Here is a 19,431-nt window from a genome sequence, read left to right as displayed (position 1 = left end):
CCCATGGCGCAGAAGATCGTCCGCGTCGGCAATATCGAGATCGCCAACGACAAGCCCTTCGTGCTGTTCGGCGGCATGAACGTGCTGGAGTCCCGCGACCTGGCGCTGAAAGTCTGTGAGGAATACGTGCGGGTGACCGACAAGCTCGGCATCCCCTACGTGTTCAAGGCCAGCTTCGACAAGGCCAACCGCTCCTCGATCAACTCCTTCCGCGGCCCGGGCCTGGAAGAGGGCATGAAGATCTTCGAAGAGGTGAAGAAGACTTTCGGCGTGCCGGTGATCACCGACGTGCATGAGCCCTATCAGGCGGCACCGGTGGCCGAGGTGTGCGACATCATCCAGCTTCCGGCCTTCCTTTCCCGCCAGACCGACCTGGTAGTGGCGATGGCGAAGACCGGCGCGGTGATCAACATCAAGAAGGCGCAGTTCCTTGCGCCCCAGGAAATGAAGCACATCCTCGCCAAATGCGAGGAGGCGGGTAACGATCGCCTGATCCTCTGCGAGCGCGGTTCTTCCTTCGGCTACAACAACCTGGTGGTGGACATGCTCGGCTTCGGCATCATGAAGCAGTTCGACTACCCGGTGTTCTTCGACGTGACTCACGCCCTGCAGATGCCCGGTGGTCGCGCCGACTCCGCAGGCGGACGCCGCGCCCAGGTCACCGACCTGGCCAAGGCCGGCATGAGCCAGGGCCTTGCGGGACTCTTCCTGGAAGCCCACCCCGATCCGGACAACGCCAAGTGCGACGGCCCCTGTGCCCTGCGCCTGGACAAGCTGGAGCCCTTCCTCGCCCAGCTCAAGCAACTGGATGAGCTGATCAAGGGTTTTCCGCCGATCGAGACTGCCTGAACGGGCAGTTCTCCGGTAAAGTGCCGCGTGGGCACAATCTGACCGATCGGTCAGAACATTCGCCGGGTCGGCCGACCCCGTGATCTGGCGAGTGGCCTCACTTTCTGCTGAGCGTTTTCGTCAACTTTTGGAGTGCTAACAACAATGGCAAAGATCGTCGACATCAAGGGCCGCGAGGTTCTGGACTCCCGTGGCAACCCCACCGTGGAAGCCGACGTGATCCTCGAGAACGGCTTCATCGGCAGCGCCTGCGCGCCGTCCGGTGCTTCCACCGGTTCCCGCGAGGCACTGGAACTGCGTGATGGCGACAAGAGCCGTTACCTGGGCAAGGGCGTGCTGAAGGCCGTGGCCAACATCAATGGCCCGATCCGTGACCTGCTGCTGGGCAAGGACGCGATCGACCAGAAGGCCCTGGACCGCGCGATGATCGAGCTGGACGGTACCGAGAACAAGGCCAAGCTGGGCGCCAACGCCATCCTGGCCGTCTCCCTGGCCGCCGCCAAGGCCGCCGCACAGGCCAAAGGCGTTCCGCTGTACGTTCACATCGCCGACCTGAACGGCACTCCGGGCCAGTACTCCATGCCCGTTCCGATGATGAACATCATCAACGGCGGCGAGCACGCCGATAACAACGTCGACATCCAGGAGTTCATGGTGCAGCCGGTTGGTGCCAAGAACTTCGCCGATGCCCTGCGCATGGGCGCCGAGATCTTCCACCACCTGAAAGCCGTGCTGAAGGCCCGTGGCCTGAACACCGCAGTGGGCGACGAAGGCGGTTTCGCCCCGAACCTGGCCTCCAACGAAGACGCCCTGGGCGCCATCGCCGAAGCCGTGGCCAACGCCGGCTACAAGCTGGGCACCGACGTGACCCTGGCCCTGGACTGCGCCTCCAGCGAATTCTTCAAGGACGGCAAGTACGACCTGGCCGGCGAAGGCAAGGTGTTCGACGCCAACGGTTTTGCCGACTACCTGGCCGGCCTGACCCAGCGTTACCCCATCATCTCCATCGAAGACGGCATGGACGAGTCCGACTGGGCCGGTTGGAAGTCCCTGACCGAGAAGATCGGCGAGAAGGTGCAACTGGTGGGTGACGACCTGTTCGTGACCAACACCAAGATCCTCAAGGAAGGCATCGAGAAGAGCATCGCCAACTCGATCCTGATCAAGTTCAACCAGATCGGCTCCCTGACCGAGACCCTGGAAGCCATCCAGATGGCCAAGGCCGCCGGCTACACCGCCGTGATCTCCCACCGTTCCGGCGAGACCGAGGACAGCACCATCGCCGACCTGGCCGTTGGCACCGCCGCCGGCCAGATCAAGACCGGCTCCCTGTGCCGTTCCGACCGCGTATCCAAGTACAACCAGCTGCTGCGCATCGAAGAGCAACTGGGCGACAAGGCACCCTATCGCGGTCGTGCCGAGTTCCGCGGTTAAGCGGACCGCCCGCGGAGGCCACGCCTTCGTGGGCCGGGCTCGCGCCCGGACGTCCAGGGTGAAATCAGGCGCTGCACGCGGCATTACTTGATGTAAACTTCGCCACTTCACCTGATTTCACCTGGCCGGTCGTCCGCCCGCCGCACGGCAGCGACGGACACCGGCCAGGAATGGTAAAAGGGCAGCGCAAGCTGCCCTTTTCGCATGGATATTCCTTGGCAAAATGACTCGCCCCAACACTTACTGGCTGTTCGTCGTCCTGGTCCTGCTGCTGTCCGGTCTGCAGTATCGCCTCTGGGTGGGTGACGGCAGCCTGGCGCAGGTGCGGGAACTGGAGCAGCAGATCGCCGAGCAGCAGGGCGAGAACGAGCGCCTGCTCGAGCGCAATCGCATCCTCGAAGCGGAAGTGATGGAGCTGAAGAAGGGGATGGAGACCGTCGAGGAACGTGCCCGTCACGAACTGGGCATGGTCAAGGAAGGCGAAACCCTCTACCAGATTGCCGAATGAGCCAGACCGAAAGTCCCTTCTTCTGGGCGGTGATTCCCGCCGCCGGTGTCGGGGCGCGGATGCGCGCCGACCGACCCAAGCAATACCTCGAGCTTGCCGGGCGCAGCATTCTCGAACGCACCCTGGATTGCTTCCTCGACCATCCACAGCTCAAGCGGCTTGTGATCAGTCTCTCGGTGGACGATCCCTATTGGCCCGCCTTGCCCTGCGCCAGTGACGAGCGGATCGTCCGTGCCGATGGCGGCAAGGAGCGCGCCGACTCGGTCCTGAGCGCCCTGTTGCGCCTGGCCGAACTGGGAGCTCGCGCCCATGACTGGGTGCTGGTCCACGATGCCGCACGCCCCAACCTGTCCCGCTTCGACCTTGACCGGCTGTTGGCCGAGCTGGCGGACGACCCAGTGGGCGGCCTGCTGGCCGTTCCCGCGCGGGACACGCTCAAGCGGGTCGGTCCCGATGGCCGAGTGAGTGGAACCGTCGACCGCTCCACCATCTGGCTGGCCTATACCCCGCAGATGTTCCGCTTCGGCGCCCTGCATCGCGCGCTGGCCGATGCCCTGGTGGCCGGCGTGGCGGTGACCGATGAAGCCTCCGCCATGGAATGGGCGGGGTTCGCACCGCGCCTCGTCGAGGGGCGCGCGGACAACCTGAAGGTCACCACGCCCGAGGACCTGCTGCGCCTGCAGCGCGGATTCGCCTCCTGAGCCGCCGGGTGTCCCCTCATTCCGCGACGGGATGACGCGTCGCCAGGCCGCTCTTGAGGAAGTCCACCAGTTGGCGCACCTTGGGCGAGAGGTGGCGCTGCTGTGGATAAAGCGCCCAGACGGCCGTGTTCGGTGGCCGATGCTGCTCCAGCAGCGAGACCAGTTCCCCGCTTTTCAGGTGCTCCAGCACGTAGTAGTCCGGCAGCTGGCACAGGCCGAAGCCCCGCAGCGCGGCATCCAGCACTGCCTGTCCACTGTTGCAGCGCCAGTTCCCTTGGACGCGGATGCTGTGTTCCCGCCCCTGCAACAGGAAGTCCCAGTGATCCGAGCTGCCCACCAGGCAGTTGTGCCTGGCCAGCTCCGAGAGGCTGTGGGGCCGGCCATAGCGTTCGAGGTAGGATGGCGCCGCGCACAGGTACATCACCCGGGGGGCAAGGCGCGTGGCGATCAGGCGGGAGTCCGGCAGCCGCCCCAGGCGGATCGCCACGTCCAGGCTTTCATGAACCAGGTCAAGGGTGCGGTTGCTCAGTTCGATGTCCACGCGCAATTGCGGGTGACGGGCCATGAAGGCGTTCACCAGCGGCACGATGAAGCGCTCGCCATAGGCGACGGCGCAGGTCATGCGCAGCAGGCCCTTGGGTTCCCCGGCGAGGTCGCTCACCGCCCGCAGCGCTTCGTCCCGCGCGTCCACCAGGCGCTGGCAATGCTGCAGGAAGGTCTGCCCGGCCTCGGTCAGCGCCACCTTGCGGGTGCTGCGGTAGAAGAGGCGTGTCTGGAGGCGCTCTTCCAGGCGGGCGATCTGCCGGCTGACATGGGAGGAAGAGAGGCCCAGGCGCTCGGCCGCCGCCGTGAACTGGCCGCATTCCGCGACCGCGACGAACTCGTCCAGGCCTTCCCAGAGACTCATTGATTATCCCTCCACGGCAATAAAGTTTTGCTAGAGGCCTGATTATTTACCATCAGCGGCTCAACTACACTCATCGGCTATTTCAACCCGTTGGAGAGTCTCCATGATCAAGTCCCGCGCCGCCGTGGCCTTCGCCCCCAACCAGCCGCTGCAGATCGTCGAGGTGGACGTGGCGCCGCCGAAGGCCGGCGAAGTGCTGGTGCGCATCGTGGCCACCGGCGTCTGCCACACTGACGCCTACACCCTCTCGGGCGCCGACTCGGAAGGCGTCTTCCCCTGCATCCTGGGGCATGAAGGCGGCGGTATCGTCGAGGCCGTGGGCGAGGGCGTGACCTCCCTGGCCGTGGGCGACCATGTGATTCCGCTCTACACGGCCGAGTGCCGCGAGTGCAAGTTCTGCAAGTCCGGCAAGACCAACCTGTGCCAGAAGGTTCGCGCCACCCAGGGCAAGGGCCTGATGCCGGACGGCACCAGCCGCTTCAGCTACAACGGGGAGCCCATCTATCACTACATGGGCTGCTCCACCTTCTCCGAGTACACCGTGCTGCCGGAAATCTCCCTGGCCAAGATCCCCAAGGAGGCCCCGCTGGAGAAGGTCTGCCTGCTCGGCTGTGGCGTGACCACCGGCATCGGTGCCGTGCTCAACACCGCCAAGGTGGAAGAGGGCGCCACCGTGGCGATCTTCGGCCTGGGCGGCATCGGCCTGGCCGCCATCATCGGCGCCAAGATGGCCAAGGCGTCCCGCATCATCGCCATCGACATCAATCCGGAGAAGTTCGAGGTGGCCCGTGAGCTGGGTGCCACCGACTTCGTCAACCCGAAGGAGCACGCCAAGCCGATCCAGGATGTGATCGTCGAGATGACCGACGGCGGCGTGGACTACAGCTTCGAGTGCGTCGGCAACGTCGATCTGATGCGCGCGGCCCTGGAGTGCTGCCACAAGGGCTGGGGCGAGTCGGTGATCATCGGCGTGGCGCCGGCCGGTGCCGAGATCAAGACCCGTCCGTTCCAGTTGGTGACCGGCCGCGTCTGGCGGGGCTCCGCCTTCGGCGGCGTGCGTGGCCGTACCGAGCTGCCGAGCTACGTGGAGAAGGCCCAGAAAGGCGAGATCCCGCTGGATACCTTCATCACCCACACCATGGGCCTGGACAAGATCAACGAAGCCTTCGACCTGATGCACGAAGGCAAGAGCATTCGCTCCGTCGTTCATTTCTGATCGCCCAGGCCGGACGCTGCGGGTGTTCGCCAGCAGCGTCCAGTTCGAGCTACACGTCTGACCGGAGGGCCCCATGACCCTTGAGATCGTTTCCAGCAACAAGAGCTTCGGTGGCTGGCACAAGCGCTATCGCCACCGCTCCAGCACCCTCAACTGCGACATGGTATTCGCCGTCTACCTGCCGCCCCAGGCCGAGCAGGGTGCCAGGCTGCCGGTGCTCTACTGGCTCTCGGGCCTGACCTGCACCGACGAGAACTTCATGCAGAAGGCCGGTGCCCAGCGCCTGGCCGCGGAACTGGGCCTGATCATCGTCGCTCCCGACACCAGCCCCCGGGGGGCCGAGGTTCCGGGCGACCCCGACGGCGCCTGGGACTTCGGCCTTGGCGCAGGCTTCTACGTCAACGCGACCCAGGAGCCCTACGCGCGCCACTACCGGATGCACGACTACGTGGTGCACGAACTGCCCGCGTTGATCGAGGAGAACTTCCCGGTGTCCGAAAAGCGCGGGATCAGTGGTCACTCGATGGGGGGGCACGGTGCGCTGGTCTGCGCCTTGCGCAATCCCGGTCGCTACCAGTCGATTTCCGCCTTTGCGCCCATCAGCAATCCCATGGCCTGCCCCTGGGGAGAGAAGGCACTGGGGCGATACCTGGGGAACGACCGTTCGCGCTGGCGGGAGTGGGACGCCTGCGCGCTGCTGGCCGAAACCAACGAGAAACTGCCGATCCTGGTGGACCAGGGCGATCGCGACGACTTCCTGGTCAACCAGCTCAAACCCGAAGCGCTCCAGGCCGCGGCACGGTCCGCCGGGTATCCGCTGACGCTGCGGCTGCAACCGGGCTACGACCACAGCTACTACTTCATCGCCAGCTTCATCGATGATCACCTGCGGCACCACTCCGAAGCGTTGTCGGCTCATTGACGTCGGTGGTGTGGGAGGCCCTGACTTGCAGCCTCGCGCTTTCAGTTAGAATCACGCCCTGACTTTTCAGGGCGTTTTTCATCATGCGTATTGGCCATGGCTACGACGTGCATCGTTTCGGCGAGGGGGATTTCATCACCCTAGGCGGCGTGCGTATTCCTCACAGATTCGGGCTTGTCGCCCACTCCGACGGCGATGTGCTGCTGCACGCGCTCTCCGATGCCTTGCTGGGGGCCGCCGCGCTGGGCGATATCGGCAGGCACTTCCCCGATACCGATCCGCAGTTCAAGGGGGCAGACAGCCGAGTGCTGCTGCGCCACGTACTCGCCCAGGTCCGGGCCAAGGGCTGGAGGGTGGGTAACGTCGACGCCACCATCGTCGCCCAGGCACCCAAGATGGCCCCTCATGTCGAGGCCATGCGCGGCCACATCGCCGCGGACCTCGGCGTCGAGATGGATCAGGTCAACGTCAAGGCGACCACCACCGAGAAGCTCGGTTTCACGGGCCGTGAGGAGGGCATCGCCGTGCACGCGGTGGCCCTGTTGCTGCCGGTATGACCGAACTGGAACTGCTGGGGCCCCGCGCCCATGGCGAGCCCCTCGGGCAGGCGCAGCTGAAGGCGGTTGCGGAGGACTTCCAGGTTGACGAGGTGCTCGATATCCCCCTGGCCGGTGAGGGAGAGCATCTGTGGCTATGGGTGGAAAAGCGCGAGCTGAATACCGAGGAGGCTGCGCGGCGTATCGCCCGTGCCGCCGGCGTACCCATCAAGGTGTTGAGCTATGCCGGCCTCAAGGATCGCCAGGCGCTGACTCGCCAGTGGTTCAGCCTCCATTTGCCCGGCAAGGTCGATCCGGACCTTTCGGCAGCCGAGGGCGCCAACCTGCGCATCCTGAAATCGGTTCGCCACAAGCGCAAGCTGCAGCGGGGTGCCCATTCGGCCAATGGTTTCACCCTGCGCCTGACGCGTCTCGAGGCTGACCGGGCGGGCCTCGAGTCGCGCCTCAAACGTCTTGCGGTCGCAGGCGTGCCGAATTATTTCGGCTTGCAGCGCTTCGGCCACGGCGGTGGCAACGTCGTCGATGCCCGCGCCTTCGCCGAACGACGGGAATTGCCCGTGCAGCGCAACTTGCGCTCGCGATTGCTCTCGTCGGCGCGCAGTTACCTGTTCAATCGGGTACTGGCCGAGCGCATCGCCGCCGGCACCTGGGACAGGGCCCAAGCGGGGGATCTGCTGGCCTTCACCGACAGTCGAAGCTTCTTCGCAGCGGGAGAGATGGAGTGCAGCGATCCACGTCTGGAGGCTCTGGATCTTCATCCCACCGGACCGCTCTGGGGCGCAGGTCCTTCACCCGCCACCGGAGCGCCCCAAGCGCTGGAGGACAGTGTCGCGGACACGGAGATGGCACTGTGCCGCTGGCTGGCTGAAGCAGGACTTGCGCACGAACGGCGCATCCTCCGCCTCCCCATTGGCGGTCTTACATGGCATTATCCGGAGCCTGACGTTCTGCAACTGGAATTCGTCCTGCCGGCTGGATGCTTCGCCACCGCAGTGGTGCGTGAGCTCGTCGATCTGCTGCCGGCAGGGCAGACGGAAAACCCATGCGCATTCTGATTTCCAACGACGACGGGGTGAATGCCCCCGGTATCGCCGCCCTGCATGGTGCGCTCGAGGATTACGCCGACTGCGTGGTCATCGCACCGGACCAGGACAAGAGTGGTGCCAGCAGTTCCCTGACCCTGGATCGTCCGCTGCATCCCGGTCGGCTGGACAATGGCTTCATCAGCCTCAACGGCACGCCCACCGATTGCGTGCACCTGGGGCTGAATGGTCTGCTGGAGACGCTTCCTGACATGGTGGTCTCGGGGATCAACCTCGGGGCCAACCTGGGGGACGACGTCCTCTATTCCGGTACCGTGGCGGCCGCGCTGGAAGGCCGTTTCCTCGGCCTACCGGCCTTCGCCTTTTCCCTGCTGTCGCGCCAGGCGGACAACCTGCCTACCGCCGCGCATATCGCCCGGCGGTTGGTGGCGGCCCACGACCGGTTGGACCTCCCGCCGCGCACCGTGCTCAACGTGAACATTCCCAACCTGCCGCTGGAACGTATCGGCGGTATCCAGCTGACCCGTCTGGGCCATCGTGCCCGTGCGGCGGCGCCAGTGAAGGTGGTCAATCCCCGTGGCAAGGAGGGGTACTGGATATCGGCCGCTGGTGACGCCGAGGATGGCGGACCGGGTACCGACTTCCACGCGGTGATGCAGGGCTATGTGTCGGTAACGCCGCTGCAGTTCGACCGAACCTTCAATGAGGCCTTCCGAGTCCTGGATGGCTGGCTGGAGGGTTTGCTCTGATGCCTCGGGAGCAGGATGACCTGATGCGCCGCGGGATCGGCATGACCTCCCAGCGCACCCGCGAGCGCCTGATCCAGAGGCTGTACGAGGAAGGGCTGTCGAATGCCCGCGTGCTGGAAACCATTCGCCGCACACCTCGGCACATGTTCGTCGACGAGGCGCTGGCTCATCGTGCCTACGAGGATACGGCCTTACCCATCGGGCATAACCAGACCATCTCCCAGCCGTACATGGTCGCCCGCATGACCGAGTTGCTGCTGGCGGCGGGACCGCTGGACAAGGTGCTGGAGGTGGGGACGGGGTCCGGATACCAGACGGCGATCCTCGCCCAGCTGGTGGAGCGGGTCTTTTCCGTGGAGCGTATCCAGGTGCTGCAGGACAGGGCCAAGGAGCGACTTGCCGAATTGAACCTGCGCAATGTGGTGTTCCGTTGGGGCGATGGCTGGGAAGGTTGGCCGGCGCTTGCTCCTTACAACGGCATCATAGTGACGGCGGCGGCGGCGGACGTGCCCCAGGCGCTGCTCGATCAGCTCGCCCCCGGCGGACGTCTTGTGATTCCGGTCGGGGCCGGCGATGTCCAGCAACTGATGCTGATCATCCGCGAGGAGCATGGCTTCGCCAGGCATGTGCTGGACGCCGTGCGCTTCGTTCCACTCCTGAATGGCCCTCTGGCCTGATCCGCACTGAGGGAACCGGCGTCGCGGATCGCTTTCTTACGCATCGCACGGCTGGCGCCGCGCCTCACTTTGTGCGGTAGGCGGCTGGCCGGTCTGGATATTTCCGGCACAATATTCATTTACTAGGACTGTTGGGAAAAGGGGACGAGAGTGAGCCTGATGGCCATTCGGCAGAGGATCAGCATGGGTAATAGGCTCGCTTGGTTGCCCGCAATCGCCATAGGCATACTGCTGGCCGGTTGCTCCAGTAGCCAGAAAACCAGTGTCAGCGTGGTGGATCGTGATCACCCGGCGACCACCCAGCAGCGACAACCCGTCACCAGCGGCCAGTACCGCGTCCAGCGAGGCGACACGCTCTATTCCATCGCCTTTCGGTTTGGCTGGGACTGGAAAGCCCTGGCAGCGCGAAACGGTATCGGTGCGCCCTATGTGATCCGGCCAGGCCAGATCATTCGCTTCGATGGTCAGGGCCAATCGCGTCCGACTGCCATCGCAACGGCCCCTGTCACCCGCAAACCGGTCACTGGCAGTGGAGTAGCAAGTCGTCCGTCCGTGCAGCCGCAACAACCAGTCGTCCCTCCCAGGTCGCAGCCGCAGACAGCCGTCGTACAGCCCCCCATTGCCACGAAGAATGCGTCTGGCGCGCGGTCTGCAAGCGGATGGGTATGGCCTGCCAGTGGGCCCTTGATCGGTCGTTTTTCGTCAAACGGAAGTTTGAATAAAGGGATTGATATCGCAGGGGAATTAGGCCAGCCTGTCCTGGCTGCGTCAGATGGTTCAGTTGTATACGCCGGAAGTGGATTACGGGGCTACGGCGAATTGGTCATCATCAAACACAGCGATACCTACGTGAGCGCCTATGGACACAACCGCAGGCTGCTGGTGCGGGAGGGACAGCAGGTCAAGGTCGGGCAGACAATTGCCGAGATGGGCTCAACGGGAACAGACCGGGTGAAGCTTCATTTTGAGATTCGCCGTCAAGGTAAACCTGTAGATCCGCTGCAATACCTGCCACGTCGTTGATCCGTTGTTCGGCCCGTTCAGTCGCGAGGTAAGGACGGGCTCAGGCGGGCCAGGGAAAGAAGGCTTCGCCAGGGCTTGTTGTCGAACTCAGCAAGGGACAACAACAATGGCACTCAATAAAGAAGCGCCGGAGTTTGACGTCGATGACGAACTGCTCCTCCTGGAGCCGGGCGTCATTTTGGATGAAGCGTTGAGCGAGGAGAACGACGCGCCTCTGCCTACGGCCAAATCCCGGCATTCAACCTCACCCAAGCAACACAAGTACATCGATTACACCCGCGCGCTCGATGCGACGCAGCTGTACCTCAACGAAATCGGTTTCTCCCCCCTGCTTACCCCGGAAGAGGAAGTGCATTTCGCGCGCTTGGCGCAGCGCGGTGATCCTGCCGGTCGCAAGCGCATGATCGAAAGCAACCTCCGCCTCGTAGTGAAGATCGCGCGACGCTACGTCAATCGTGGCCTCTCGCTGCTCGACCTGATCGAAGAGGGCAATCTCGGCCTGATCCGTGCCGTGGAGAAATTCGATCCGGAGCGAGGATTCCGCTTTTCCACCTACGCCACTTGGTGGATCCGTCAGACCATCGAACGGGCCATCATGAACCAGACTCGGACCATTCGACTGCCGATCCATGTGGTCAAAGAGCTGAATGTCTACCTTCGTGCAGCCCGCGAACTGACCCAGAAGCTGGATCACGAACCCTCACCGGAAGAGATCGCCAACCTCCTGGAGAAGCCGGTCGAGGAGGTCAAGCGCATGCTCGGCCTCAACGAACGGGTCACGTCGGTGGATGTTTCATTGGGGCCCGATTCCGACAAGACACTGCTGGACACCCTCACGGACGACCGTCCTACCGACCCCTGTGAATTGCTGCAGGATGATGATCTTTCGCAGAGCATCGATCAGTGGCTTTCCGAACTGACCGATAAACAGCGTGAAGTTGTGGTGCGTCGTTTCGGCCTGCGAGGCCATGAAAGCTGCACGCTCGAGGAAGTGGGGCAGGAAATCGGCCTTACCCGTGAGCGGGTTCGCCAGATCCAGGTCGAAGCGCTCAAGCGCCTTCGTGAGATCCTGGAGAAGAACGGCCTCTCCAGTGATGCGTTGTTCCAGTAATCACTGACCCCGAGATCGAGCCCGGCCTTGGCCGGGCTTTTTCTTGCGAGCATAGAATGCCCGTGGCCGTTTCTGGCGGAAATGAGCCGGTGGGGTTAATCAGAGGTCTTCTAACTTTGTTCATGTAAGAGATCGCTTACAAAGTGCGTACGTGATTACTGGAAGTTGCTGCTAGCAAAAAGCGAAAAACGCAACGACAGTTTTTATATCTATTTGAATTAAAAGGTTTTTTTGTTTTCCAGTGTCATTGGTCTTGCCTGAGACTACGGTTCTGTCGAGTTGCCTGGTCGCCACAGATCGCTAATATCTCACTTGCGTTCAGGATGAACGCAGGCCGAGAAGGAATTCGGTCAGGACATCGCCGGATGCGATCCATCAGGATGATGAGCAAGGAATACAGGGAGTAGGGACAAAAGAGTGGGCGGGTATCCCCCGCCCCTTTTTTCGTCCGCAGGAAAGCAAAAAGGCCCGCATTGCGGGCCTTTTTGTATATCTGTCGCGAGTTAGCGCTCGAGGTGCTGCAGCTTGCCCTTGACGCCATCCCACTCCTCGGCGTCGGGTAGCGGATCCTTCTTCTCGGTTATGTTCGGCCAGACTTCGGCCAGATCTCGGTTCAGTTCGGTGAACTCCTGCATGTCCTCAGGCACCTCATCCTCGGAGAAGATGGCCTGTGCCGGACATTCGGGTTCGCAAAGTGCGCAGTCGATGCACTCATCCGGATGAATGACCAGGAAGTTCGGGCCTTCGTAGAAGCAGTCCACCGGACAGACTTCCACACAGTCGGTGTATTTGCATTTGATGCAGTTGTCGGTGACGACGAAGGTCATTTCTATTCTTCTCCTCAAGCGGCGGCACGGAAGCCTTCTAGATCAGGCTTCTCGGCGCTGGAACTCACGATTTTGGGGCAGGCTGTTCTCCCGGCTTGTTCCAGAGCGCGCGGGATTCTAGCAGCTTGTGGGGGCCAAGGGTTAGAGGCGTGTCTTCAGTGTATATAACAGCTCGAGTGCCTGCCGGGGGGTGAGATCATCCGGTTTGATCCTCGACAATTCATCGAGGACCGGGTGTGGCAGGCTGGCGAACAGGTCGCTTTGCATCGGCGCAGTGGGCCTTCCCGGGGCAGCCTGGGGGATCTCGTGGGGAAGGCTGGTGGTTTCCAGGCGTGCGAGGTGCTCCCGGGCACGTTGGATTACAGCGCCCGGAACACCCGCCAGTTGCGCTACCGCGAGGCCGTAGCTCTGGCTTGCCGGGCCTGGAAGCACGTGGTGCAGAAACACGATGCGATCATTGTGCTCGGTGGCATTGAGGTGCACGTTGGCGACGACCGGCTCGCTCTCTGGCAGGACCGTCAGCTCGAAATAGTGAGTCGCGAACAATGTGAAGGCACGTAGGCGGGCGAGATGCTCGGCAGCAGCCCATGCCAGCGAGAGGCCATCGAAGGTGCTGGTGCCACGGCCGACTTCGTCCATGAGCACCAGGCTGTTGGAGCTTGCGTTGTGCAGGATGTTGGCGGTTTCGCTCATCTCGACCATGAAGGTGGATCGACCGCCGGCGAGGTCATCGCTGGAGCCGATGCGCGTGAATATGCGGTCCACCAGGGATAGCTCGCACCCGGCCGCTGGCACGAAGCAACCTATGTGGGCGAGGAGCACGATGAGCGCGGTCTGGCGCATGTAGGTGGACTTACCCCCCATGTTCGGGCCGGTGATGACCAGCATGCGTGTCGCGTCGTCGAGGTTGAGGTCGTTGGCCACGAAAGGCGTGTCGAGCACCTGTTCCACTACGGGATGACGCCCCTGGTTGATTCGCATGCAGGGCTCTTCAACGAATCGAGGGCGGTTCAGGTCGAGGTTGAGTGCGCGTTCGGCGAAGTTGCTCAGTACGTCCAGCTCCGCCAGGGCGGCAGCGGTGTCCTGCAAGGGCGCCAGCTGCTCGATGAGCAGGTCCAGCAGTTCGTCGTAGAGCAGCTTTTCCCGCGCCAGCGCCCGGCTCTTGGCCGACAGCGCCTTGTCCTCGAAGGCCTTCAGTTCGGGAGTGATGAAGCGCTCGGCGCCTTTGAGGGTCTGGCGGCGTATGTAGTCCGCCGGCGCTTGCTCGGCCTGCACTCGGGGCAGTTCGATGTAGTAGCCGTGGATACGGTTGTAGCCCACCTTGAGGTTGGGCAGGCCGGTGCGCGCCTTCTCGCGCGCCTCCAGGTCCATCAGGTACTGGCCGGCGTTCTCGCTCAGCGCCTGGAGTTCGTCCAGCTCGGGGTCATAGCCGGTCTTGATGACGCCACCGTCGCGAATCACGGCAGGAGGATTGTCGATGATGGCGCGGCTCAGCAGGTCCGCGAGCTCCGGGTAAGTGCGGATGCTGCCGGCCAGGGTCTGCAGGTGGGGTACGTCGAGTTCGGTCATGGCGGCCTGCAACTGGGGCAGGGCCGCCAGCGCATCGCGTAGACGGGCAAGGTCTCTGGGGCGCGCATTGCGCAGGCCGATTCGCGCCAGAACGCGCTCGACGTCGCCGATCTCCTTCAGCTGCGGTTGAAGGTTCTCGAAGCGATAGCGATCCAGCAGGCAATCAATGGCGTTCTGACGAGCCTCGAGAACGGCCCGGTCGCGCAGCGGGCGATTCAGCCAGCGGCTTAGCAGGCGGCTGCCCATGGCGGTCTGGCATCGATCCACCACCGATTGCAGCGTGTTGTCGCGGCCGCCTGACAGGTTGACGTCCAGTTCGAGGTTGCGACGGGTCGCGGCATCGAGGATCACGGTATCGTCGATGCGTTCGTGTCGCAGGCTGCGCAGGTGGGGCAGGGCGGTACGTTGGGTTTCCTTCGCATAGGCCAGCAGGCAGCCGGCGGAGCCGATTGCCAGGGTGAGGCCATCGCAGCCAAAGCCCTTGAGGTCCTGAACGCCGAATTGCTGGCAGAGGCTTTTTCTGGCGGAGTCGCGGTCGAAGTCCCAGGGCGCGCGGCGCCGCACACCTCGACGCTTCTCTGCTGGAAGCCCCTGAGGCCAATCGTCCGGAATCAGCAGTTCCGCAGGGTTCAGGCGTTCCAGTTCAGCCAGCAGATTCTCCCAGCCCTTGATTTCCTGCACGGTGAAGCGGCCACTGGTGATATCCAGCACCGCCAGGCCGAACAGGCGTTCGTCCCCGAGCACGGCAGCCAGCAGGTTGTCGCGGCGTTCATCCAGCAACGCCTCGTCGCTCACGGTGCCAGGGGTGATGATGCGAACCACCTGACGCTCCACCGGCCCCTTGCTGGTGGCCGGGTCGCCAATCTGCTCGCAGATCACCACGGATTCGCCAAGTTTCACCAGCTTGGCGAGGTAGCCCTCCACCGAGTGGAAGGGGATGCCTGCCATGGGAATCGACTTGCCCGCAGACTGGCCCCGTGCCGTCAGGGTGATGTCCAGCAGTTTGGCGGCCTTCTTGGCGTCCTCGTAGAAGATCTCGTAGAAGTCGCCCATGCGATAGAACATCAGTTGATCCGGATGCTGGTTCTTCAGCTTCCAGTACTGCTGCATCATCGGGGTGTGTTCGCTGAGATCGCTCTGACTCATTGGCTGGCCTTGCATGCAAAAGGCGCTAGTGTACGGTATCCCGTCAGCCTGCTTTAACCCCGGAGTGAACATGTCCGTTGCCGAAGAAGATCTGACCTCCCTGGCGGCCCGCCTGGGTGAGGAATTGCGTAAGCAGGGAGAGCAGGTGAGCACCGCGGAGTCGTGCACCGGTGGAGGTATCGCTGAGGCCATCACTCGGATTCCGGGAAGCTCCGCCTGGTTCGAGGCGGGCTTCGTCACCTATTCCAACGAACAGAAGACCGCTCAGTTGGACGTACCGACCGAACTTTTTCCACAGGTGGGGGCGGTCAGTCGGGAAGTGGTGGAGGCGATGGTTCGCGGCGCTCGGCGGCGCAGTGGTGCACGGTTTACGGTGGCGGTCAGCGGAGTGGCCGGCCCGGATGGTGGTTCGCCCGAGAAGCCCGTAGGTACCGTTTGGCTCGCCTGGGGGGATGGTGATGAAGTCGTGACCATTCGTCGCCAGTTTTCCGGTGATCGCCTCGCGATACGTCGGCAAACCGTGGCGGATGCGCTCTCCGGGCTGATCCGACTGGCTGCCGGAGAAAAAGCCATCGAGGGGTAGGCGAGCGACTTGCCCTATGGAATAATACTGGCTACTTATACAGTTGTTGGTGGCCGCCTGGCCCTCTTGAGTTTAGTGAGGACTTCAATGGACGAGAACAAGAAGCGCGCCTTGGCTGCTGCCCTGGGCCAGATCGAGAAGCAGTTCGGCAAGGGCGCTGTCATGCGCATGGGCGATCACGATCGCCAGGCCATTCCGGCCATTTCCACCGGCTCGCTGGGCCTGGACATCGCCCTTGGCATCGGCGGCCTGCCGAAAGGCCGTATCGTCGAGATTTACGGTCCCGAATCCTCCGGCAAGACTACCCTGACCCTTTCCGTCATCGCCGAAGCCCAGAAGTTGGGCGCTACTTGCGCCTTCGTCGACGCCGAGCATGCCCTGGATCCGGACTATGCCGGCAAGCTGGGCGTCAACGTCGATGATCTGCTGGTCTCCCAGCCGGACACTGGTGAGCAGGCGCTGGAAATCACCGACATGCTGGTGCGCTCCAACGCTGTCGACGTGATCATCGTCGACTCCGTGGCGGCCCTGGTACCCAAGGCCGAGATCGAAGGCGAGATGGGCGATTCCCACGTCGGCCTGCAGGCCCGCCTGATGTCCCAGGCTCTGCGGAAAATCACCGGCAACATCAAGAACGCCAACTGCCTCGTCATCTTCATCAACCAGATCCGCATGAAGATCGGCGTCATGTTCGGCAACCCCGAGACCACCACTGGCGGCAACGCCCTGAAGTTCTACGCATCTGTGCGCCTCGACATCCGCCGTACCGGTGCGGTGAAGGAAGGCGAGGAAGTCGTGGGCAGCGAAACGCGCGTGAAGGTGGTGAAGAACAAGGTGGCGCCGCCGTTCCGCCAGGCCGAGTTCCAGATCATGTACGGCAAGGGTATCTACCGCACTGGTGAGATCATCGACCTGGGCGTCCAGCAGGGCCTGGTTGAGAAATCCGGTGCCTGGTATAGCTACCAGGGCAACAAGATCGGCCAAGGCAAGGCCAATGCCGCCAAGTACCTCGAAGACAACCCCGAAACCGCCAGCGCCATCGAGAAGATCATCCGCGAGCGGCTACTGGTCGGATCCAACGCCTCCAGCAAGGCTGCTGCGGCGACTGCCGATGCCGATGATCTGGCAGACGTAGACCTCTGATCCCACATGGCCATCGTGCTCGACAGCCACGCCGCTGTGCGACGGGCGGCGATGGACCTGCTGGCGCAACGCGAGCATGGGCGGGTCGAACTCACACGCAAGCTGCGTCAACGCGGCGCTCCTCCCGAGATGATCGACAGTGCCCTCGACCGCCTGGCGGAAGAGGGCCTGCTCTCTGAGTCGCGTTACCTTGAAAGCTTCATAGCCAGCCGCGCTCGGGGCGGCTATGGGCCCCAGCGAATTCGCGAAGAATTGGCCCAGCGCGGCTTGCCCCGTGGAGATATCGATCAGGCCTTGCGTGATGCTGACATCGATTGGGGAGAGCAGTTGCGGGAGGTCTGGCGGCGGAAGTTCGGCCATCCCCCCCGAGACGCCCGTGAACGTGCGCAACAGGGGCGCTTCCTTGCCTACCGTGGCTACGCCATGGACATGATCAGCCGCGTGCTGCGGGGGCATCCCGACGACTGAAACTCCGGGGGCATGTCATGTGCGTACACATGGCATGCCTCCGAGTTGCGGGTACCGGGGTCAGGCCTTGATGGCCCAGTTCTGCGGCAGATTGAGTCGATCGATCAGCTCTCGCAGGCGACCATGGTCGCGGCCGTTGAAGCGGAATGCCAGGCGAACCAGATCACTGAACTCCGGTTCGTCCTTCTCCGATTCATCGAAGCTCTGCTGGGTGAAGCTGCCTTCAATGCACAATTGGGCGAAGTCCTCCTGGATCTGCCCCAGTGCCGTTTCATTCAAGGCATGGTTCATGCGGATCATGAACAGGCCCTTCAGCCAGCGGCTGGAGTGGTAGTTGCGATAGAACTGCGCGATTTCTGCTGCCGCCTCTTCAGCGCTGCGAACAAGGCGTACCAGGTTCATGTCGCTGGGCAGGATGTAGCGGTTGCCTGCCAGCTGTTCGTGCAGGAAGCCAATGGCGTCCTCCCAGTAGGTACCATCCGGCTCATCCAGTAGCACCACCGGCACGATGGGGCTCTTGCCCGTCTGGATCAGGGTGAGGACTTCCAGTGCTTCGTCCAGCGTGCCGAACCCGCCGGGACAGAGCACCAAGGCATCCGCCTCTTTCACAAAGAACAGTTTGCGCACGAAGAAGAAGTGGAACGACAACAGATGATCGGTTCCCGCGACGATATCGTTCGCCTGCTGCTCGAATGGCAGGGTGATATTCAACCCGAGGCTGTTTTCCAGTCCGGCCCCCTCATGGGTGGCCGACATGATGCCGCCGCCCGCGCCCGTAATCACCATCAGGTCGCGTTTGGCCAGTTCGGCGCCCAGGTCTCGGGCCAAGGTATAGAGCGGATGGCCTTGAGGCGTGCGCGCCGAGCCGAAGACCGTGACCTTGCGGCGTCTTTTGAACTGTTCGAGGACGCAGAATGCGTGCTCCATTTCGCGCAGGGTCTGCAGCATGATCTTGGCATCCCACCGATTGCGATCCGCCTGGGCCATGCGGACCACGGTGATCAGCATTTCGCGGTAGAGCTGGAGGTTCGGGCTGTCGTTGGGGACGATGAGGCCGATCAGGTCATCGACCTTCTGTTTGAGATCGATTCCACTGGTCTGGAAGTGCCGGGAGAGGTAATCGTCCGGATCGTAGGGCATAGCAATCTCCTTGCTCATCAACTACTCGGAGCTGCTCGGCTGGATAGACCGGAAACCGGGCGACCCAGACGAGCCGCTTCCGTACAGCTTGCGGCAGGGCGTTGATCTTTTCCAGTCGCTGCCCTGCGAAGTAGCGTGAGAGGAGATTTCAGGCGGGTGGCGGGTTCCGCGTAGGCGACCTCGGGAGACCGCCTTCGTGCTGGGTCAGCTGGATTTGGCCTTGAGTCCACAGTCCGGTGCGGTAAAGCGTTCGGTGGTGACCGGACGATTGGTCTTGTACTCGCTGAACTCGTACCGCAGCGCTGCTCCGCGGGCTAGCAATTGGCGGTAACCGGTATTGCGACAGACGCTGGCGGCCAGTTGGCTGCGCACGGCGTCCGGGTTGGCGCGCATCTGGGCCGCATGGGCGGGGCGCACGCTGAGGTGGTTCACCAGTTCGTTACCCTCCACCGTGTAACCCTGGTCGAGGATGTCCTCGTTGATGGCGCGAGGCGTGCCGACGCTGCTTTGTTCGGCGACCTTCTCGAGCATCTTGCCCAGTTCATAGTCCTTGAGGGAGGCAGCCTGGACGCCGAAGGGCAGGATGATGCCGAGGGCGATGGCGATATGGCGCGACATGAAAGTCTCCTGGGGGATGGAAGCCTTTGACCGGGTTGAAAACCCATTGTTCAGCGGCAGGTGCGAACGACGGCGAATCCTGAACAAGGCGACGAGTGAGATCAAGCCGATGTTTTTCTTCACCGACCAGGGCCGTCACCAACTGGTGACGCAATGATCGCTGACCCGGGAACTGAGCTTGCTTCATGTCGATGAAACCGTCTCGTCCTCATTTTTTCGGCCGTGGCATCGATCAACACT

21 protein-coding genes are annotated in these 19,431 nt (G+C 62.9%); 16 read left to right on the top strand and 5 right to left on the bottom strand.

Annotated elements, in window-relative coordinates; genetic code table 11:
- The first annotated feature begins 3 nt into the window (after positions 1 to 3).
- The 4 genes from kdsA to ispD all read left to right on the top strand — a co-directional run bounded on the left by kdsA (position 4) and on the right by ispD (position 3,492).
- A complete protein-coding gene (gene kdsA, locus KF707C_RS22700; RefSeq protein WP_004421095.1) occupies positions 4 to 849 on the top strand; it encodes a 3-deoxy-8-phosphooctulonate synthase in 846 nt (281 codons plus the stop codon).
- A gap of 144 nt (positions 850 to 993) precedes the next feature.
- A complete protein-coding gene (eno, locus tag KF707C_RS22695; protein ID WP_004421096.1) occupies positions 994 to 2,283 on the top strand; it encodes a phosphopyruvate hydratase in 1,290 nt (429 codons plus the stop codon).
- 223 nt (positions 2,284 to 2,506) lie between these two features.
- Positions 2,507 to 2,791: a cell division protein FtsB gene (gene ftsB, locus KF707C_RS22690; RefSeq protein ID WP_004421097.1), complete on the top strand. Its 285-nt coding sequence runs from the start codon at positions 2,507 to 2,509 to the stop codon at positions 2,789 to 2,791.
- The gene (gene ispD, locus KF707C_RS22685; protein WP_004421098.1) at positions 2,788 to 3,492 is read left to right on the top strand and encodes a 2-C-methyl-D-erythritol 4-phosphate cytidylyltransferase; all 705 of its coding nucleotides are present in this window, start codon (positions 2,788 to 2,790) and stop codon (positions 3,490 to 3,492) included. Before ftsB ends, ispD begins: the two co-directional genes overlap by 4 nt.
- Positions 3,493 to 3,508: 16 nt before the next feature.
- Here ispD and KF707C_RS22680 read toward each other — a convergent pair whose 3' ends face one another.
- Positions 3,509 to 4,399 (bottom strand): LysR substrate-binding domain-containing protein, encoded by an 891-nt coding sequence (locus tag KF707C_RS22680; protein ID WP_004421099.1) that lies wholly within the window; start codon positions 4,397 to 4,399, stop codon positions 3,509 to 3,511.
- A gap of 103 nt (positions 4,400 to 4,502) precedes the next feature.
- Here KF707C_RS22680 and KF707C_RS22675 point away from each other — a divergent pair, with 103 nt between their 5' ends.
- The 8 genes from KF707C_RS22675 to rpoS all read left to right on the top strand — a co-directional run bounded on the left by KF707C_RS22675 (position 4,503) and on the right by rpoS (position 11,697).
- On the top strand, positions 4,503 to 5,615 hold the full coding sequence (locus KF707C_RS22675; protein WP_004421100.1) for an S-(hydroxymethyl)glutathione dehydrogenase/class III alcohol dehydrogenase: 1,113 nt from the start codon (positions 4,503 to 4,505) through the stop codon (positions 5,613 to 5,615).
- Between the two features lie 73 nt (positions 5,616 to 5,688).
- Positions 5,689 to 6,537, top strand: a complete 849-nt coding sequence (fghA, locus tag KF707C_RS22670) for an S-formylglutathione hydrolase (RefSeq protein ID WP_004421101.1) — start codon at positions 5,689 to 5,691, stop codon at positions 6,535 to 6,537.
- Between the two features lie 83 nt (positions 6,538 to 6,620).
- Positions 6,621 to 7,094, top strand: a complete 474-nt coding sequence (gene ispF / locus KF707C_RS22665) for a 2-C-methyl-D-erythritol 2,4-cyclodiphosphate synthase (protein WP_004421102.1) — start codon at positions 6,621 to 6,623, stop codon at positions 7,092 to 7,094.
- Positions 7,091 to 8,149 (top strand): tRNA pseudouridine(13) synthase TruD, encoded by a 1,059-nt coding sequence (gene truD / locus KF707C_RS22660; protein ID WP_004421103.1) that lies wholly within the window; start codon positions 7,091 to 7,093, stop codon positions 8,147 to 8,149. The genes ispF and truD overlap by 4 nt, the downstream gene beginning before the upstream one ends.
- Positions 8,137 to 8,886, top strand: a complete 750-nt coding sequence (gene surE / locus KF707C_RS22655; protein ID WP_004421104.1) for a 5'/3'-nucleotidase SurE — start codon at positions 8,137 to 8,139, stop codon at positions 8,884 to 8,886. Before truD ends, surE begins: the two co-directional genes overlap by 13 nt.
- A complete protein-coding gene (locus KF707C_RS22650; protein ID WP_004421105.1) occupies positions 8,886 to 9,563 on the top strand; it encodes a protein-L-isoaspartate(D-aspartate) O-methyltransferase in 678 nt (225 codons plus the stop codon). The genes surE and KF707C_RS22650 overlap by 1 nt, the downstream gene beginning before the upstream one ends.
- Positions 9,564 to 9,746: 183 nt before the next feature.
- A complete protein-coding gene (locus KF707C_RS22645; protein WP_394296127.1) occupies positions 9,747 to 10,586 on the top strand; it encodes a peptidoglycan DD-metalloendopeptidase family protein in 840 nt (279 codons plus the stop codon).
- A 106-nt stretch (positions 10,587 to 10,692) separates the two neighbouring features.
- The gene (gene rpoS, locus KF707C_RS22640; RefSeq protein WP_004421110.1) at positions 10,693 to 11,697 is read left to right on the top strand and encodes an RNA polymerase sigma factor RpoS; all 1,005 of its coding nucleotides are present in this window, start codon (positions 10,693 to 10,695) and stop codon (positions 11,695 to 11,697) included.
- Between the two features lie 503 nt (positions 11,698 to 12,200).
- Here rpoS and fdxA read toward each other — a convergent pair.
- Positions 12,201 to 12,524, bottom strand: a complete 324-nt coding sequence (fdxA, locus tag KF707C_RS22635; protein WP_004421111.1) for a ferredoxin FdxA — start codon at positions 12,522 to 12,524, stop codon at positions 12,201 to 12,203.
- Between the two features lie 141 nt (positions 12,525 to 12,665).
- Positions 12,666 to 15,239: a DNA mismatch repair protein MutS gene (gene mutS, locus KF707C_RS22630; protein ID WP_004421112.1), complete on the bottom strand. Its 2,574-nt coding sequence runs from the start codon at positions 15,237 to 15,239 to the stop codon at positions 12,666 to 12,668.
- 70 nt (positions 15,240 to 15,309) lie between these two features.
- Between mutS and KF707C_RS22625 the strand changes: the two genes are divergently transcribed.
- From KF707C_RS22625 to recX, 3 genes are all read left to right on the top strand, one after another.
- The gene (locus tag KF707C_RS22625) at positions 15,310 to 15,822 is read left to right on the top strand and encodes a CinA family protein (RefSeq protein ID WP_004421114.1); all 513 of its coding nucleotides are present in this window, start codon (positions 15,310 to 15,312) and stop codon (positions 15,820 to 15,822) included.
- A gap of 87 nt (positions 15,823 to 15,909) precedes the next feature.
- The gene (gene recA / locus KF707C_RS22620) at positions 15,910 to 16,965 is read left to right on the top strand and encodes a recombinase RecA (RefSeq protein ID WP_004421116.1); all 1,056 of its coding nucleotides are present in this window, start codon (positions 15,910 to 15,912) and stop codon (positions 16,963 to 16,965) included.
- A 6-nt stretch (positions 16,966 to 16,971) separates the two neighbouring features.
- On the top strand, positions 16,972 to 17,433 hold the full coding sequence (gene recX / locus KF707C_RS22615; protein ID WP_004421118.1) for a recombination regulator RecX: 462 nt from the start codon (positions 16,972 to 16,974) through the stop codon (positions 17,431 to 17,433).
- Between the two features lie 60 nt (positions 17,434 to 17,493).
- Here recX and KF707C_RS22610 read toward each other — a convergent pair whose 3' ends face one another.
- Together KF707C_RS22610 and KF707C_RS22605 are read right to left on the bottom strand one after the other, a co-directional pair.
- A complete protein-coding gene (locus KF707C_RS22610; protein WP_004421120.1) occupies positions 17,494 to 18,573 on the bottom strand; it encodes an LOG family protein in 1,080 nt (359 codons plus the stop codon).
- 204 nt (positions 18,574 to 18,777) lie between these two features.
- A complete protein-coding gene (locus KF707C_RS22605; protein WP_004421123.1) occupies positions 18,778 to 19,191 on the bottom strand; it encodes a quorum-sensing-regulated virulence factor family protein in 414 nt (137 codons plus the stop codon).
- Here KF707C_RS22605 and KF707C_RS29370 point away from each other — a divergent pair.
- Positions 19,190 to 19,348 (top strand): hypothetical protein, encoded by a 159-nt coding sequence (locus tag KF707C_RS29370; protein WP_158526759.1) that lies wholly within the window; start codon positions 19,190 to 19,192, stop codon positions 19,346 to 19,348. The two genes, KF707C_RS22605 and KF707C_RS29370, sit on opposite strands and share 2 nt — an antisense overlap.
- Positions 19,349 to 19,431 lie beyond the last annotated feature (83 nt).

The organism is Pseudomonas furukawaii, from assembly GCF_002355475.1.
GTDB lineage: Bacteria > Pseudomonadota > Gammaproteobacteria > Pseudomonadales > Pseudomonadaceae > Metapseudomonas > Metapseudomonas furukawaii.
Note: the sequence above shows the minus strand (reverse complement) of the source record. Positions and strands in the feature narration are given on the sequence as shown.